Source organism: Nitrospirota bacterium (assembly GCA_016194305.1).
Taxonomy (GTDB): domain Bacteria; phylum Nitrospirota; class Nitrospiria; order JACQBW01; family JACQBW01; genus JACQBW01.
Genome location: JACQBW010000011.1, coordinates 33,516 through 49,637, shown reverse-complemented (window position 1 = coordinate 49,637; position 16,122 = coordinate 33,516). Strand labels below are relative to the sequence as shown.

General features: G+C 44.6%; 22 protein-coding genes. 13 read left to right on the top strand and 9 right to left on the bottom strand.

The genetic code is table 11. The features are described from left to right. Positions 1 to 81: 81 nt before the first annotated feature. The 3 genes from HY200_04955 (at position 82) to HY200_04945 (ending at position 1,396) form a co-directional block, all read left to right on the top strand. Positions 82 to 531, top strand: coding sequence for a universal stress protein (locus HY200_04955; protein ID MBI3594287.1), 450 nt, complete (start codon positions 82 to 84; stop codon positions 529 to 531). A gap of 58 nt (positions 532 to 589) precedes the next feature. Beyond that, complete coding sequence (locus tag HY200_04950; GenBank protein MBI3594286.1) at positions 590 to 922, top strand: hypothetical protein; 333 nt, start codon at positions 590 to 592, stop codon at positions 920 to 922. A gap of 141 nt (positions 923 to 1,063) precedes the next feature. Continuing rightward, a complete protein-coding gene (locus HY200_04945; GenBank protein ID MBI3594285.1) occupies positions 1,064 to 1,396 on the top strand; it encodes a winged helix-turn-helix transcriptional regulator in 333 nt (110 codons plus the stop codon). A 124-nt stretch (positions 1,397 to 1,520) separates the two neighbouring features. Here HY200_04945 and HY200_04940 read toward each other — a convergent pair whose 3' ends face one another. The 8 genes from HY200_04940 to HY200_04905 all read right to left on the bottom strand — a co-directional run bounded on the left by HY200_04940 (position 1,521) and on the right by HY200_04905 (position 8,622). Next, on the bottom strand, positions 1,521 to 2,171 hold the full coding sequence (locus tag HY200_04940; GenBank protein ID MBI3594284.1) for an alpha/beta hydrolase: 651 nt from the start codon (positions 2,169 to 2,171) through the stop codon (positions 1,521 to 1,523). Then, the gene (mnmA, locus tag HY200_04935; GenBank protein ID MBI3594283.1) at positions 2,168 to 3,232 is read right to left on the bottom strand and encodes a tRNA 2-thiouridine(34) synthase MnmA; all 1,065 of its coding nucleotides are present in this window, start codon (positions 3,230 to 3,232) and stop codon (positions 2,168 to 2,170) included. The genes HY200_04940 and mnmA overlap by 4 nt, the downstream gene beginning before the upstream one ends. A gap of 48 nt (positions 3,233 to 3,280) precedes the next feature. Continuing rightward, positions 3,281 to 3,688 (bottom strand): polymer-forming cytoskeletal protein, encoded by a 408-nt coding sequence (locus HY200_04930; protein MBI3594282.1) that lies wholly within the window; start codon positions 3,686 to 3,688, stop codon positions 3,281 to 3,283. Between the two features lie 62 nt (positions 3,689 to 3,750). Next, entirely contained in the window at positions 3,751 to 4,611 is an 861-nt protein-coding gene (locus tag HY200_04925; GenBank protein MBI3594281.1) for a ParB/RepB/Spo0J family partition protein, read from the bottom strand. An 80-nt stretch (positions 4,612 to 4,691) separates the two neighbouring features. Next, complete coding sequence (locus HY200_04920) at positions 4,692 to 5,459, bottom strand: ParA family protein (protein ID MBI3594280.1); 768 nt, start codon at positions 5,457 to 5,459, stop codon at positions 4,692 to 4,694. A 221-nt stretch (positions 5,460 to 5,680) separates the two neighbouring features. After that, complete coding sequence (rsmG, locus tag HY200_04915; GenBank protein MBI3594279.1) at positions 5,681 to 6,304, bottom strand: 16S rRNA (guanine(527)-N(7))-methyltransferase RsmG; 624 nt, start codon at positions 6,302 to 6,304, stop codon at positions 5,681 to 5,683. Positions 6,305 to 6,370: 66 nt separating this feature from the next. Then, positions 6,371 to 7,324 (bottom strand): GDP-mannose 4,6-dehydratase, encoded by a 954-nt coding sequence (locus HY200_04910; GenBank protein ID MBI3594278.1) that lies wholly within the window; start codon positions 7,322 to 7,324, stop codon positions 6,371 to 6,373. Next, entirely contained in the window at positions 7,324 to 8,622 is a 1,299-nt protein-coding gene (locus HY200_04905) for a UDP-glucose/GDP-mannose dehydrogenase family protein (GenBank protein ID MBI3594277.1), read from the bottom strand. The genes HY200_04910 and HY200_04905 overlap by 1 nt, the downstream gene beginning before the upstream one ends. Before the next feature lie 177 nt (positions 8,623 to 8,799). On the opposite strand from HY200_04905, the gene HY200_04900 reads away from it, so the two are divergent. From HY200_04900 to HY200_04865, 8 genes are all read left to right on the top strand, one after another. Continuing rightward, positions 8,800 to 9,252: a VOC family protein gene (locus HY200_04900; GenBank protein MBI3594276.1), complete on the top strand. Its 453-nt coding sequence runs from the start codon at positions 8,800 to 8,802 to the stop codon at positions 9,250 to 9,252. A 57-nt stretch (positions 9,253 to 9,309) separates the two neighbouring features. Further along, on the top strand, positions 9,310 to 10,200 hold the full coding sequence (locus tag HY200_04895) for a DMT family transporter (protein ID MBI3594275.1): 891 nt from the start codon (positions 9,310 to 9,312) through the stop codon (positions 10,198 to 10,200). A gap of 296 nt (positions 10,201 to 10,496) precedes the next feature. Further along, the gene (locus tag HY200_04890) at positions 10,497 to 11,291 is read left to right on the top strand and encodes a class I SAM-dependent methyltransferase (protein MBI3594274.1); all 795 of its coding nucleotides are present in this window, start codon (positions 10,497 to 10,499) and stop codon (positions 11,289 to 11,291) included. A 60-nt stretch (positions 11,292 to 11,351) separates the two neighbouring features. Then, positions 11,352 to 11,717 carry a helix-turn-helix transcriptional regulator gene (locus HY200_04885; GenBank protein ID MBI3594273.1) on the top strand — a complete coding sequence of 122 codons (366 nt, stop codon included), beginning with the start codon at positions 11,352 to 11,354 and terminating at the stop codon, positions 11,715 to 11,717. Further along, complete coding sequence (locus tag HY200_04880; GenBank protein ID MBI3594272.1) at positions 11,714 to 12,178, top strand: glyoxalase/bleomycin resistance/dioxygenase family protein; 465 nt, start codon at positions 11,714 to 11,716, stop codon at positions 12,176 to 12,178. The genes HY200_04885 and HY200_04880 overlap by 4 nt, the downstream gene beginning before the upstream one ends. Further along, positions 12,179 to 12,673, top strand: coding sequence for an arsenate reductase ArsC (locus HY200_04875; GenBank protein MBI3594271.1), 495 nt, complete (start codon positions 12,179 to 12,181; stop codon positions 12,671 to 12,673). Further along, a complete protein-coding gene (locus HY200_04870) occupies positions 12,670 to 13,371 on the top strand; it encodes an aquaporin family protein (GenBank protein ID MBI3594270.1) in 702 nt (233 codons plus the stop codon). The genes HY200_04875 and HY200_04870 overlap by 4 nt, the downstream gene beginning before the upstream one ends. An 87-nt stretch (positions 13,372 to 13,458) precedes the next feature. After that, positions 13,459 to 13,812, top strand: a complete 354-nt coding sequence (locus tag HY200_04865) for a VOC family protein (GenBank protein MBI3594269.1) — start codon at positions 13,459 to 13,461, stop codon at positions 13,810 to 13,812. A 108-nt stretch (positions 13,813 to 13,920) separates the two neighbouring features. Here the strand turns inward: HY200_04865 and HY200_04860 are convergent, their stop codons facing one another. Beyond that, positions 13,921 to 14,769 carry an OmpA family protein gene (locus tag HY200_04860; protein ID MBI3594268.1) on the bottom strand — a complete coding sequence of 283 codons (849 nt, stop codon included), beginning with the start codon at positions 14,767 to 14,769 and terminating at the stop codon, positions 13,921 to 13,923. A 225-nt stretch (positions 14,770 to 14,994) separates the two neighbouring features. On the opposite strand from HY200_04860, the gene HY200_04855 reads away from it, so the two are divergent. Next, entirely contained in the window at positions 14,995 to 15,447 is a 453-nt protein-coding gene (locus HY200_04855; GenBank protein MBI3594267.1) for a hypothetical protein, read from the top strand. Positions 15,448 to 15,545: 98 nt separating this feature from the next. Further along, positions 15,546 to 16,022, top strand: coding sequence for a hypothetical protein (locus tag HY200_04850; protein MBI3594266.1), 477 nt, complete (start codon positions 15,546 to 15,548; stop codon positions 16,020 to 16,022). The last annotated feature ends 100 nt before the right edge of the window (positions 16,023 to 16,122 follow it).

Below are 16,122 nucleotides of genomic sequence, written 5' to 3'. Positions count from 1 at the left end.
CTTTTGTCTCCAAGTTTGCATAGTGGAAACAAATTATTCTATAGTCAATGATGACTGATGCGTTTAATCAAGGAGAAAAAAATGGCAAGAAGAAAAAGAGTTGCCGCAAAGATAAAAAAAATACTGGTGCCCACTGATTTTTCGCCGGAATCTGAAAGATTATTAAAATACGCCGTAATGACCGCAAAAAGTTTTGGGGCCAGAATTCATCTCTTTCATGCAATTGAACCGTTTCCTTACACGACCACCGATGCATTTATGGTCGTGGATAACAGTGAAGCGCTAAAAAGTATTGCCGATTCTCTAATCAAGAACTTCACCTCCCTTCTCAGGAAGCAGGGTATTCCGGTCAAAGCGTCCATGTCTGTAGGATCCCCTGCCCGGGAAATTGTCATGAAAGCCGTTCAGGAAAAAGTCGACCTGATTATCATGGGAACCCATGGTCGGACCGGCGTGGAACATGTTTTGCTGGGCAGTGTGGCCGAAAAAGTAGTCCGGATGGCCAAGTGCCCGGTCCTGACGATCAGATAGTCGATAAGTGTTCTTGTTTAAACTTGCCGGGGCTTTTTAATATGACGAGTTTCTAACCATGTATGTAAAAGACTGGTGGCCCCTTTTTCCGCTTCTTTTTTTAATTGTTTTGCTCTGCCTGATCGCGGCCCTCATCCGGCTCTACCGTTCAGGCCATGGGAATCGAATTGAATGGATCGGTCTCCAGGGAGCACTCCTATTTTACTTTCTCACCTTCGCAGTCGGAAGGTGGCGCTGGCTCCATGCGCCGATCTCCCATATTGCCGAGGTTTTTATTCTGTTTAATATCCTCTATTTTTTTAATGTTGGAAAAACTCGGATTGCCTGGCTGAATCTATCCGCGCTCCTTGCAATTGGCGCCGATTTTGCGCTGCATCACATTTTGAAATAAGCCTTTAACTAAAACTGCACAGCTGCCAAAAACTCCGGAAGACTTTAGAAAAATCCCAAGAACTCCCGAATTGCGATCCGTCATTTCAAGATTTAACCATTGGGTTGACTCCTTTTCCGGTTTTGATTTATATTCAACCATATGGTTAAATCATTGGCTCTTAATTTAGATCTTATCTTTCACGCTGTTTCAGATCCAACCCGGAGGGCAATCTTGAGAAATGTATCCGTAAAAGAACGGACCATTTCTGAAATAGCCAAACCCTTCAAAATGTCGCTGGCCGCGGTCTCAAAACACCTGAAGGTTTTGGAAGGAGCACATTTGATTGAACGGAGAAGGGAAGGAAGTTTTCACCGGATTTCACTCAATGCCGAAACATTGAAGTCCGCCGAAGAATGGATCAGATATTATGAAAAATTCTGGTATCAACGGCCCACCGCACTCAAAAACCTTTTAGAGAAAGGAAAAATATGAATGAAAATATAATTCTTCGGGTTAAAAATTTTATTAGGGCTTCGCTTCAAACAATATTTGAGGTATGGACCAGCCAAAATGACCCTTTCCAATCCGGGAGCAAGACGATTTAGGTAAGGCTTTTTTATTTCGCTGGAAACAAAGCTTGCTGGAGGGAATCCAAGATAAACTGCCGGATGACAATCAGCTCTTCGGGAATCACCTGGTGCCCGATCGGATATTCGTGAAACGAAACAGAGTATCCCTCTTTTTCCAGATATCGAACGGCTTCGCGGCTCCCTTCGATAGGAAGAACATCATCTTCTTCTCCGTGGCAGACCAGAACCGGAATCCCCTGATTGGCTTGATTTTTTTCAATCGAAATTTGTTCTGGAGCATGGAGATAACCACTTAACGCGATAATCCCGCAAATCTTGTTAGGATATCGGAGGCCAGCTTCCAGACTCATGACTGCTCCTTGTGAAAATCCTCCGATAATAATCTGATTCGCGGGAATTCCGGATAATTCTATTTTTTGGAGGAGTTCGATAATCCCTTTTCGACTAATCGAAATTCCTTTTCCGTTTTCCCGAGGTAGCTGATACCAGGCTCTCCCTTCGTAGGAATAATCAACCGGAAAAGGGGCATTTGGAAATACGAACTTCGTTTGCGGAAGGTTTAACTGTGCGGCAAGGGGCATGAGATCCTTCCCATTGACTCCCAGCCCATGAATAAACACCAGACAGCCAAGCGGGATTCCTTTCTCGGGATTGATCTCATAATATTCGAGACTCAATCGATTACCCCGCCTCCCAGGACTTCCTCTTTCTGGTAAAATACAGCCGACTGCCCAGGTGAAATTCCCTTTTGCGGCTCGTCAAAAGTGACACGGACGCGGTCTTGTCCCAACGGTTGGATTTCTCCTTTCGCCTCCCTTGATCGATATCGAATCTTCACTGTGGCTTGAACCGCCTTGACTGGAGCCTCGCCCGAAATCCAGTTTAAATCACTTACCCGCATCTCATTCTTCATGAGATCGGGTTCACTTCCCAAGACAATTTGATTTTCTCTTGGTTTAATCTCGATCACAAATTGTCGCTTTCCGAAAGCCACTCCCAGACCTTTTCGCTGTCCAACTGTATAAAAAGGAACTCCTTCATGTTCTCCGAGGATTTTCCCCTCCCCTGAAACAAAACTTCCTTTTGAGCCAGAGATTCCCCGCTCTTCTCTCAAAAACGTCCGATAGTCACCTTGATTCACAAAACAGACTTCCTGACTTTCCTGAACATCTTCATAAGGAAAGTCGAGCTCTTCCGCAATACGATAAATTTCTTTTTTTTCCATCTCTGCAAGAGGAAAATAGACTGATTTGAGCTGATCTTGCTTCAAACGGTAGAGAAAATAAGTCTGATCCTTTAGAAGATCCTTTGGCCTAAGTAATTGAAAAGATTCTCTTAAATCATTAAATTTTATTTTCGCATAGTGCCCTGTCGCGATGGAATCCGCTCCAAGCGATTTCGCTTTTTCGATTAAAGTGCCAAATTTAATCGTTTCATTACATCGCACACAGGGATTCGGAGTCCTCCCTCTATGATACTCTTCAGCAAAATTGTCAATGACCACGGACTGAAAAGCTTCCTGAACATCAAAGACCTCCAAGGGTATTTTGAGTTGATTGACCACATGCCTCGCCAAACCTATCTTACAACAAGAGCGGTCTAGCCAATGTTTCGCGTCATCCCCCTCATCCTTGTAGAGACGGAGATGGATTCCAACTACATCATGGCCCTCTTTTTTTAAAAGCGCTGCGGTCACTGCACTGTCGACCCCACCGCTCATTCCAACTGCAATTTTCATCAGTTAAAACCAGAATGGATGGGTGATTAATAGAATGGCGTGTGTGCTTTACTCACCTTTACGAAGTTCGGCAACCGATTGATGAGATGCGGACTTTCCCATGTCGACCGAACCATTGAAGCGGACCCCTTCTTCTATGATCAGAATCGGAGTTTTAATCGTCCCGGTGACAATCGCCGGGGCAATGAGTTGAACTTTTTCAAATGCAACGATATTTCCGTTGATCGCTCCACCGCAGACCAGCGTTCCGACTTCAATTTCCGCCTTGATTTCTGCCGATTCCCCAATAACGAGAGCGCCTTTGGTAATAATCTCTCCTTCGACGTTGCCATCAATCCGGACAGTCCCTTCGTAAGTAATAACCCCTTTAAACGAAGTTCCCTTTCCGAGAAAAGCGATAATCTCTCCGGAATTTGTCGTCGACGAATCTTTCCGTTCTTTTTCTTTTGTCAGCATAGAGCCGGCTCCTATAATTTAAGATTTTAGGGCGCTGTTTCTTTCGCCCGATTATTAATAGTTTATCCCTGCTGGTTCCAGCCGAGCATGATTTCCATCAATCGTTCCAGATCTTCTGGACCATAATATTCTATCATAATTTTTCCACCCTTGCGGCCGGTTTCAATAGAAACCTTTGTTCCTAATGATCTCTTCAGACGGTCTTCCAGATCAACCCATACGGCTTCTTTTCTTTTATTTCGAGTGTGTCTTGGTTGCGCAATTTTTTTTGCCAGAAGGTCTGCCTGTCTAACAGAGATCCCTTTTTCCAGGATTTGATGTACGAGCTCCATTTGATGATCCCTCATCTGTATCGTCATCAAAATCTTAGCATGTCCAACCGAAAGCTTTCCGTCAGAAATTAAATCTCTAATCTCTTTCGGAAGTTCGAGAAGACGTAAGCTATTTGCGATGCTTGATCGCTCTTTTCCGACCTGCTTTGCAATCCCCTCCTGAGTCAAACCAAATTCTTTGATGAGACGTTCATAGGCGCGCGCCTCTTCAAGCGGATTAAGATCTGCCCTCTGGATGTTTTCAATCAGTGCAAACTCAAGCATCTCCCGATCTGAAATGTTTCTAATATAGGCCGGTATCTTTTTTAATCCAGCCATTTGTGATGCGCGAAACCGCCTTTCTCCAGCCACGAGCTCATATTGATTGAGTCCTTTACTCCTGACCATGACAGGTTGTATCACCCCATTGACTTGTATGGACGCGGCAAGCTCTTCCAGCTCCGACGAATCAAACTCGATTCTTGGCTGGTATTTGTTCGGAACGATCCTGGAAAGGTCCAACTCTATAAAATCTCGGTTTCTTTCCTCATTTTCCAAGGTATTCTGTCTAATCAGAACGCTCAGACCTTTCCCCAACTTTTGCCGATCAATCATTTTTTGCTCCATTTATAAATTATGTTAATTTATGAACCATTTAACTCATTCTTGTCAATGGATATACGACATTCCCATTAGGTAACGGAATTCACGATTAATTCTTTTGCTGCTTCCAAATAAGTTTGAGCTCCTTTGGATAAAATATTATACAAGATAACGGGTTTCCCATGGCTGGGCGCCTCAGCAAGTGCCACATTGCGCGGAATCGCAATATCAAAAACTTTCTCGTTAAAATGTTTTCTAACCTCTTCGACGACCTGGTTGCAAAGAGAATTTCTGCTGTCAAACATCGTCATGAGAAGCCCTTCCAGTTCCAAGTCTGGATTGAGCGACTTTTGAATAAGCTGGATGGTTTTCAAGAGTTGAGTCAAACCCTCCATCGCATAATATTCGCACTGCACCGGGATGAGTACAGCCTGAGCTGCTACAAGGGAATTCACTGTTAATAACCCGAGGGAGGGAGGACAATCAATAATGATGTAATCGTACTCTCCCTTTATGATGTCAACAGCATTTTTGAGAACAAATTCGCGATTTGGGTATTGGATCAATTCAATTTCAGCCGCAACCAAATCCCCCGTGGATGGAATCACATGAAGGTTTTTTATTTCCGTCTCAAGCCGAACTTCTTTCATGGCGTTCTGTTGCGAATAGATATTATAAAGTGTTAAATGATCACCTCCTTTATCTATTCCGCAGCCACTGGTGGCGTTTCCCTGAGGATCTGAATCAATTAATAAGACTTTCTTCTCGAGAACAGCCAGGGAGGCGGAAAGATTAATCGCGGTTGTCGTTTTTCCCACACCCCCTTTTTGATTAGCGATTGCAATAATTCGACTCATAGATAGAAATTAACCGATTTGAAAAAATGAAAATAATATCATGTAAAGAAAGTGGGATAATAACACATATAATAAAAAATTCAATAATTCTTTGATTAAAATGTTCCACGTGGAACATTTTAACGTCATTTCTTGTGCAAAGAAATTGTTCCACGTGGAACAATTTCTAATTCATCTATAAATTCAATTATTTACGATTACATGGGTCATGTTTTTTTAATTTAATCCCTATGAATAATCAATAAACTTCTCTGAATTGTAGTAAAAGGAAGGGTATACGAAAAAGTCTCAATTCTTCGCTGACCATTGTTCTTAAAATCAAAGGGTCTGGGACCACTCGAGATAATCATTCTTCCGTTCCTGTTCAAATAACCTAATATCTTATTGACAAAACTATCGATATGCCCAACCGCTCGCATCATCATTATATCAAAAGTTTCCCTCTCTTCCTCAAGCCACACTTCCGCCTTTTTCTCAATAATTCTCACATTGAGATTAAGTTTACTATTGAGCAGATGCAAAAAAGAGGTCCTCTTAAAGGAAGGTTCCATAAGACTGATATCAAGATATGGAAAAGCTATTTTGAGAGGAACACCAGGGAATCCCGCTCCACTCCCGATATCGAGAAATTTTAGGTTTAAATAGCCCAAAGGAAAAGCTTTGGTATATGCAAGGGAATCAATAAAGTGCTTCTGAGCCACCTCTTCTTCCCCCGTAATGGTGGTCAAATTGACCGATTTGTTCCAAAAAAGGAGAAACGCATAATATTCCATGAACTGCAAGAGCTGATGGTCAGAAAGCGGAATTCCTAATGCGTTTGAACCCCTTATTAACAGCTCATTCAAAAGTTTTTTCCTGCCAAATAATAATGTTCCACGTGGAACATTATTATTAAAATATAATAATTTCAATTATTTATGATTTATTTTGAGCTGTTTTACAAAAATTTCCAGTCCTTTTTCAAGGGGAGTTCTTGGCTCATATTTTAACCTATCGCGTGCTTTCGAGATGTCTGCGTAGGTAACGAGCATATCGCCAGGTTGGAAGGGTAGATGCTGAATGTGAGCTGGTTTTCCAATCAGTTTTGAGAGGAGTTGTATGACTTCCATGATGGGGTAAGAGACCGATTCCCCCAAATTAAATATTTCATAGTCAAAGGTCTTTTCTAAAGCGAGTACAATCCCGTCAATAATATCTTCGATATAGGTAAAATCACGTCGGGTAGTTCCATCTCCGTAAAGGGGGAGATTTTTTCCTTCAAGAATAGCGCGCGCAAATAAATGAATTGCCATTTCCGGCCTTTGTCTTGGACCATAAACGGTAAAAAAACGCAAGCAGGTCATTGGAATATTAAAAAGATGATGATAGTTATAACAAAGAAGCTCTCCCGCCTTTTTTGTCACGGCATAAGGGGAGACCGGTGAATCCACGGGATCACCTTCTGAAAAAGGTATCTTCTTGTTTCCACCGTAAACGGAGGAGGATGAGGCAAAAACAAATTGTCGGATCTGTTTTTCTTTTGATAATTCAAGAAGGTTCAAAGTCCCCCGGACATTCACCTCTTCATAGAGTGATGGGTCCTGGATCGATGGCCTGACACCGGCGCGTGCGGCCAGATGAATGATCTTGTCGATCGGGTAACGTGAAAAAATCTCTTTTAAAAACGAAATATCCCGGATATCTCCTTCCAGCATGGAAAATTGGGGATGATTCTTAAAAATTTCTACGTTGTTTCTTTTAGTTGCAGGATCATAAAAGGGATCGAAATTGTCGAGTCCCAGGATCCGATATCCATGGGCGAGGAGCCGTTCAGTAAGGTGAGATCCGATAAAACCAGCCGCACCTGTCACGAGAATATTTTCCATTATTTACGACCGACAGAGACATAGGTCAATCCCGCGTCGCGAACTTTTTGTGGTTCGTATACGTTCCGGAGGTCAATTAATAGCGGCTTTCTGAGTAATTCCCTGATTCGGACCAGATCGAGACTTCTGAATTCGTTCCATTCCGTCATAAGTATCAAGGCATCGGCCTCTTTCGCTGTTTGATACGGATCTTCGCAACAGTTCAGTTTCTTATTCATGAGTTTGGCCCCCGGCATGGCTACAGGATCAAATGCCCTGACAGCGACCCCTTTAACCTGCAGTTGCTCAATAATGGCCATTGAAGGAGATTCTCTCAGATCATCCGTGTTCGGCTTAAAGGACAGCCCAAGCACGCCTACCGTCTTGTTTTTGAAACTTCCCAGGGCCGTCTGGATTTTTTGAACCATCCGAAAACGCTGTTTTTCGTTTATTTGAATCGCTGCCTTAACGATTTGAAAGGAATAGCCAGCTTTTTCGGCTATTTTAACAAGCGCTTGAGTATCTTTTGGAAAACAGGATCCTCCAAATCCTGGCCCGGCATGGAGGAACTTTCTCCCGATTCGCTGATCCAGGCCCATCCCCTTGGCCACCATTTGAATATCGGCCCCGATCTCCTCGCACAAATTGGCCATTTCATTAATAAACGAAATTTTGGTCGCCAAAAAAGAGTTCGAAGCATATTTGATCAGTTCCGCGGTTCTCAGGTCCGTCAAGACGAACGGCGTTTCAATTAAATAGAGGACTCGATAAAGATCTTTCATGATTTCAAGCGCCTTTTGACTATCCGATCCGATCACAATCCGGTTGGGACGCATAAAATCTTCAATTGCCGAGCCTTCTCTCAAGAATTCCGGATTGGAAACCATGTCAAAAGTTGGTTTCTTCGCGTTCCGGGTGATGATCGCCTTGACAATTTCACTCGTTCCGACCGGTACTGTGCTTTTCGTCACAACGACCTTATATCCTCTCAAATTGCGACCGATCATCTTGGCCACCTCTTTCACGGCTGTCAGATCTGCTTCCCGGTTATGACCTTGAGGTGTTCCCGCAGCAATAAAGATCACCTCGCATTTCTCAATTGACCGGCTGAGATCGGTCGAAAAGGAGAGCCTGTTCTGCGCAACATTTTTTGCAACCAACTCCTTTAATCCGGGCTCATAAAAAGGGATTTCTCCATTTTCAAGTTTTTTGATCTTCGAAAGATCTTTATCAATGCAAACAGTCTGAACTCCAAACTCAGCGAAACAGGCTCCCGTAACCAACCCCACATAGCCCGAACCGATCATACATATCTTCATACGACTCCTAACCGTCCGATTAAATAAAATTTATCTGATATTTTTAACAGAATTTCAAGATACGATCAATCTCATTTCCTTTTCACTCAATACGTCCGCAACATTCGGACGATAACTAAATGAAGCATTCCGATTCCATTGACATTAAAAGTGAACGGAGCCTATAATTTCCCTAACATGAAGGCACATCATTTAGGTCATGTCGTTTTTTACGTCAGGAATTTGAAACGGTCTCTTGCTTTTTACCAGGACCTTCTTGGATTTAAACGGATCGAAAATGGCCAGCTCGATTTTCCTGCAGCGGCACTCACTTCGGGCCGTAACCACCATGAAATCCTCTTAATCGAAGTCGGAGAAGATGCCAGGGGTCCCTCCCCGGGAAAGAGGACCGGACTCTACCATATCGGAATCAAAATTGGTGATGACCTGGATGCCCTGCGTGCAGCCAAAAATGAACTCGAGGCTGCAAAAGTTTCGATTAAAGGAATGTCGGACCACACGGTGTCCCAAAGCATTTATATTCTCGATCCAGACGGAAACGAAGTTGAAGTCTATGTTGACGCCAACCCCTCGATATGGCAGAACCGGCCGGAAGCGGTCCTCTCACCGACTAAACCCCTGAACCTGTAAAGCATCTTTAAGTTGCCCACTGAATCTAATCGAAACAATCCAGATAAGATAGGTTCGATGACTGGAGCCGGTCTCGTCTTTTTGGGAGCGATTGGCTTTTCCGCGAAGGCCATATTGATCAAGCTGGCCTATTATGATTCCGTCGATCCCATCACTCTTTTGAGTTTGAGAATGGGGTTTTCTCTCCCGTTTTTCCTCATCATCGCGCTCTGGAAGATCCGTCAAAGTAACGGGACGCTGCTCAATCAGACAGATTGGATCGCTATCGTGGCGTTGGGATCAATCGGGTATTATCTCGCCAGTTATTTTGATTTTCTGGGTCTGCAGTACATTTCGGCCGGACTGGAAAGATTAATTCTTTTTATCTATCCAACCTTTGTGGTCCTGCTCACCGCCTTTTTTCTGAAACAGCCCGTTTTAAAAAAGGAACTCCTTGCGATTCTTCTCAGCTACACGGGAATCATGCTGGTTGTTTTTCACGACCTCTCTTTTAATCAAAAAGATGTCATCCTCGGGTCGGGGCTTGTTTTTGTCAGTGCACTTTCCTACGCGGTTTACCTTGTTGGAAGTACCCGACTGATCGAGAAAATGGGGGCCACCCGGTTTACCTCTTTCGCGATGACGATCTCGAGCGTCGCCGTTATTTTTCAGTTTCTCATGACGCGTCCGTTCTCGACGTTAAGGCTCCCATTGAAAGTCTACGAACTCAGTCTCGCCATGGCTCTCTTTTCAACGGTTTTGCCGACTTTTCTGATTTCAAAGGGGATTCACCGGATAGGTGCCAGTCGAACTTCGATCATCGGCTCAACGGGACCTGTCATAACCATTGGGCTCGCCTATCTTTTTCTCGGCGAATCGGTATCGATCTTACAGTTAGCAGGTACGGCTCTGGTACTGTTGGGAACCCTATTGGTCAGCGGGATTTCAGCCCAGCTTCTTACGAAGTAACAATTCTTAATCAGTAAAAACATTGACCGTTTTGTCGTGAGGCAAAATTCGTTTCGGATCTCAGGAGTTCCAGTTCTCCACTCACATTCAGGCCAACGTTCGTTGAGGGTTTCAGCCATGCTCATTTCTCTCCCAAATTCAGAATCCTGAAGCTAAGCAAACTTCTTCCGGCAGGCAGTTCCTGGAATAGGCTAACAGGATTCGCCCATATATTTCTCCCCTGTCGGTCAAAATTGTGTCAAAATATTCCCAGAGGAATAACCCGTTCAGATCCGGTGGTACAAGCTATGAGTGACTTGAAATTAGAGTGGCCTCTGCCGAAACAGGATTATTGGTCCACGCCCTTCGCCGAATCGTTGTTAAAACACCTCGTCCTGACGCCGGCGGGGTTGACCCTACTGGATATCGCCTGCGGCCCCGGCATTCCCGCATTCTACCTGGCTGAGCAAATGGGTCCGACGGGTCAGATTCTGGCGATTGACATTCGCGAGAATCAAATCGCCCGAGCTCGGGCGATCCAAGGGAGAAAACTCCCCTGGCTTCAATTCCTTTGTCTCGACATGCGGACAATCCCTCCCGCTTTTCCCTCCTTTGATCGAATTACGGGCAACCTCTCGGTCATGTTCTTTCGTCCAAACCGATTTGAAGTTCTTCGTGGTTTGGTAGACCACCTCAATCCGGGCGGGCAAATCGTTCTGACGTTTCCATCTCTCGGCACATTCGATTCAATTTGGCAAAGGATTAATCAGGAAATGGCAAAACGCGGGCTACTGAATGAACAGGAAAAGCTGAAATCGTATGTTTCAGAACGACCTTCTGCAAAAGACGGAAATAACTGGTTATCTTCTCTCGGTCTTGAACAAATCAAAGTGACCGAATCTCCTCTGGAGATTGAAAGCGGTCCGGGTCCGGAGTTTTTGTATCATCCTCTTCTTCGTGGAGGTTTTCTAGATGACGCCTATGAATGTTTTGAAAATCCACAACTTGCAGATGATGTAATGCGGGTCGTATCTGAAGATCTGTCCTCATTGATCCCACTCATTGCTCAGCGATGTGTCTTATCCGGCTGGAAACCGAATGATCGAAAATAAGACCCAGTCCCAAACTTCTTTAAACTTGACATGGTTCCATATTTCTATTATTATAGAAACATGGATATAAAGTCAGCAATAAGAGCCTTATCCGCCTTGGCACAGGAGACGCGACTTGGCATTTTCCGATATTTGATTACGACAGGTCCAGAAGGCATCACACCGGGTAAAATGGCCGAGCAACTGGCTGTTCCTCATACGACTCTCTCCTTTCATTTGAAAGAATTGAGCCGGGCCGGCCTCGTTCTATCCCGTCCGCAAAGTCGATTTATCCATTATTCCGCTGACTATCAAACCATGAACAGGCTGATTTCCTTCCTCACTGAAAATTGCTGCGCCGGGGCACCCTGCGAGACAGCATCCCCGGAAATTTGTTACCCGGAGATTTCTGAGAAACCGCCACTTTTAGAAAAGGAGAACCCATGAAACGATTCCATGCCCATATATCCGTTGAAAATCTTAGCGAGAGTATCCGTTTTTATTCAGGTCTCTTTAATCAAAGACCGACGATCGAAAAACCTGATTACGCCAAATGGATGATCGACGATCCTCGAATCAATTTTGCAATTTCCCAGCGAGGGGCCGAACCCGGCCTCGATCATCTCGGCATTCAAGTTGAAAGTAATGAAGAGCTTCATGAAATCAATCAACAGATGAAAACAGCCGCATTGCCTGTCTCAGAACAATTGGCGACAACTTGTTGCTATGCCAAATCGGACAAATACTGGACCCTTGATCCACAAGGGATCGCTTGGGAAGCCTTTCACAATTTAGAAACCGCTCCGGTTTACGGAAACGATTTCCAGCAGGTGAATACAGACTCCGCCTGCTGTGCGCCAACCAACCAGACTCAACTTATTCAACCTGTTTCGAAGGCCTGTTGCTAAGTGTCGGATCGTCTGATACATATCCTTTTTCTTTGCACCCATAACTCGGCTCGAAGCATTCTGGCCGAAGCCATTCTCAATCGTCTCTCCCAAGAAAGATTCAAGGCCTTTAGCGCCGGGAGCGCTCCCTCGGGTAGCGTTAATCCCCTTGCTATTAAACTTTTGCAGAAATTGGGACATGACGTCCGAAGCTTAAGAAGCAAGAGCTGGAATGAATTCGCAGGTCCAGCAGCTCCTAAGATGGATATCGTGGTCACAGTCTGTCACAACGCCGCGGGTGAGGTTTGCCCCAACTGGCCCGGCCAACCGATTAAGGTCCATTGGGGAATGGCAGATCCCTCAACGGTTCCTGGAAATATTGAAGCAAGAGAAAAGGCATTTCTAAATACCTATCACGATATTTCCCGTCGACTCCAAGCAATAATTAGTTTACCCATCGAAAAACTGGATCGCATTTCTCTTCAAAATAAATTAAATAAATTGAAAATTGAATGACGATGCTTGCACGCCGCCTCGCCGCAGAAGGTATCGGAACAGCCCTTTTACTCGCCACAATCGTCGGCTCGGGTATCATGGGTGAACGGCTTTCAGGGGTTAATACTGCGATTGCCCTGCTCGCCAATTCACTGGCCACAGGCGCCGGGCTCATCGCGCTCATTCTGACATTTGGTCCCATTTCCGGCGCACATTTCAATCCTTTAGTCACCCTCGCAGGCGCAATTCACAGAACTCTCCCCTGGCGTCACGTTCCGGCCTTTATTGCGGTCCAGGTCTCAGCTGCCTTCTTGGGTGTCGCGGCGGCTCACCTGATGTTTGGAGAGGCTCTTTTTTCAGTTTCGCAACATATCCGGAGTGGATTTGCTCAAGCAGGGAGCGAATGTCTTGCCACATTCGGACTGATTTCTGTCATTTTAGGCTGTTCTCGCCGCCGGACAGAAATAATCGCCTTTGCAGTGGGGTGCTACATCATGGCCGCCTACTGGTTTACCGCGTCAACTTCTTTTGCAAATCCCGCAGTGACATTGGCTCGATCAGCAACCAACTCTTTTGCAGGTATACGTCCTGAAGATACCGGCGCATTGATGGCAGGCCAGCTTTTAGGTGCCACCGCCGCAGTCCTGTTGTTTCGCTGGCTCGATCCGCTCCTGAGCAAGTCACCGCAAAATGGTCACGATCGCCGAAAGATGGATTGAAATGAGACCTCATTTCGTCATATAACAAAATGGGTTCAATTCAAGTCCGGTATTTCTAAAACATTTTAAAATTAAAAGGAGGCGACCATGGCCAATCCGTTTGTACACGTCGAATTGCAAACGCAAGATTTAGCAAAAGCAAAGACCTTTTATAAGAAGCTCTTTGACTGGAAACTTGAAGAATTTCCCGGAATGGATTACACAATAATACAGGTAGGAGAAGGAACTGGTGGAGGCATCATGAAGAGTCCCAACGATTCGTCGCAGTGGCTCGCCTATGTTTTGGTTGACGACATCCAGGATTCCACGAAAAAGGCGAAATTGCTTGGAGCCAAGATTTGCAAAGAGATCACAGAGATTCCGGGCATGGGCTGGTTGAGTATCATCATGGATCCGACCGGAGCGACTTTAGGTCTTTGGCAAACAAAAAAAGAAATGTAATTCGAGGCGTCCTCTCTCGTCATGGGCATTTCCATGGCACTCTGGCATTCACGGAACGTTGGATCTCACCCGGGAAAAATCCCTATTCTGCCGGGCCAATGCGGGAAATCATTGGATACTCTTGAGCACGTCTTGCGTATCGAGAGGAGCTAGCAAGATCTCGATCCGACGGTTTTCGGAGCGACCCTGGGAAGTCTCGTTACTGGCCACCGGATGAAACGGCCCGTACCCGATGGCCGAAAGTCGGGATCCTTCCACATCTGCCTCTTCTTCCAGGAATCGGAGGACATTCGTCGCTCTCTGGGTTGAAAGTTCCCAATTGGAGGGGAACTTATCCCGAAGCGATTCACCAATCGGAACGTTATCCGTGTACCCTTCTATTCGAATTTCTTTATCCTTGATATCCCTGAGACTCTTTCCTACTCTCTTCAAAACCTCCTTGCCCTTCGATTTGAGTTCGGCCTGGCCTGAATTGAATAGTACCTTTTCAACCAAATTGACTGAAAGCCTGTTTCGAATCTGAGTTACTTTGATATCTCCTTTTTCAATTTCGCCCTTCAGATCCTTCACCAGGTTATCGTACGTTCCCTTGAGACGGTTAATCTCTTCATCCTTCTGCGCCTTAATCTCTGCGGTCTGTTTTTCCGTTACAGAAAGCCGGTCATTAAGCGATGTCAAATCATGTTCCAGAACTTCCTTTTTTCCTTCCAGGTCTGTCTTTTGCGACTTGAGTCCTGATATCTCGTCCTGCAATCGTTTCTTTTCCAAATTCAGAGCAGCCTCCTGTGAGATCTTCTGACTGTTCAGAGCAGCGATATCTTCTCTCAATTTGGCCAACTCCTGATTTGAACTGGTTTCGAGAGCTCGATACTTCGCCTGTGAGACACATCCAAAGGCAAAAGCCACCCAAAATCCCAGGATGAATACGGTCGAAAAACGAATTTGAATAGGGGTCATAAGCGCTCCTTTTACTTCCTTTTGAAAGGAAAGATTCAAGATAGATTGCAGATATTCCAGTAATTTAGCGGGGAAAGAGCCGAGGCGTCAAGAAAAAAGCGAATTGGGTCATCTCCTTAGCAAATCTTAACGCGACCAAAAGATTTTTTTACCATTTTCTAATTAAGTCTTAAGATTCCTCGTCTACACTCTAGCTCATACAATATTAAAAAAGGAGGAACGAAAATGGATAAACGGCTCTCAACAAAAAATTTGTTTTCTCTCCTGGCCTTTATTGCCAGTTTGCTACTTGGGTTCATTTCTCCAGGTTGGGCAGAGGATGACCCCAATGTCCTGGATATTCAGATCCTCAACATGGACTTCAAGCTTGACAATGCCTCGTTAAAAAACGAAGTGCTCGTATTGCCCGTCGGGACGGAATTGAACTTTATCAATGTGGATCCGAACATTACCTCTACCGGACTGGAAGGACTCGTCGCCCATTTTTTGTTTATGAATGATCCGAACGGTAAAGAAATTGCACGGTCAAAAATAATGAATAAGGCAGACGAGTCCACTTTTCATTTCAAGTTTGATCGACCTGGAGTTTACACCTATGGGTGTCTGATTCATTTCTCAATGAGAGGAAAGGTCTTTGCTTTTGACTTTCAGAAAGTGAGCCAGACAGCAGAGAGATAAAGATCTTGGATCTGTTTAATCGAAGGACAAAAGGTTTTATCGGTTCCAGAACGGCGTAAAAAACAAACCAATGCAAATAAAAAAAAGGAGGCTGGGAAATGAAAACATTAAGCCATATTTCGACAACCCGTGTTCAAATTCTCATGATCACACTTCTTCTGATTTCATATCAGATCGCTTATTCCGGTGAATGGGAACCGATCGTCCCGGGAATCGTGGGGAATGCCATAGAAATTAGAATTAAGAATCTGGAATTTACAAATAAGGGAACCCCTCAGATCATGAACAATCAAATCATGATTATTCCGTCGGGAATACAAATGAGATGGATCAATGACGATCCCCTGGTCACGGTAAATGGGGAACAGGGCCTCATGCCGCATGGCATTAAGATTGCGGATTCAAGCGATAAGGTGTTTACTGCTTCGCCCATTTTGACCAAAGAACAAAATGTGTTTAGTTACACCTTTAATAAAGAAGGAACCTATTACTACTCCTGTTTTATCCATTCGTTCATGACGGGCAAAATCATCGTGATTGACTTACATGGCAAGAATGTGTCGACCCATCCCTGATGGAGGATCAAATGAGAAAAGCAAAGAGAGACTGACATGATGAAAATACCATTGGATAAGACCTCTGCCCCTTGCAGGAATATCCTGGAATTCCTATTCG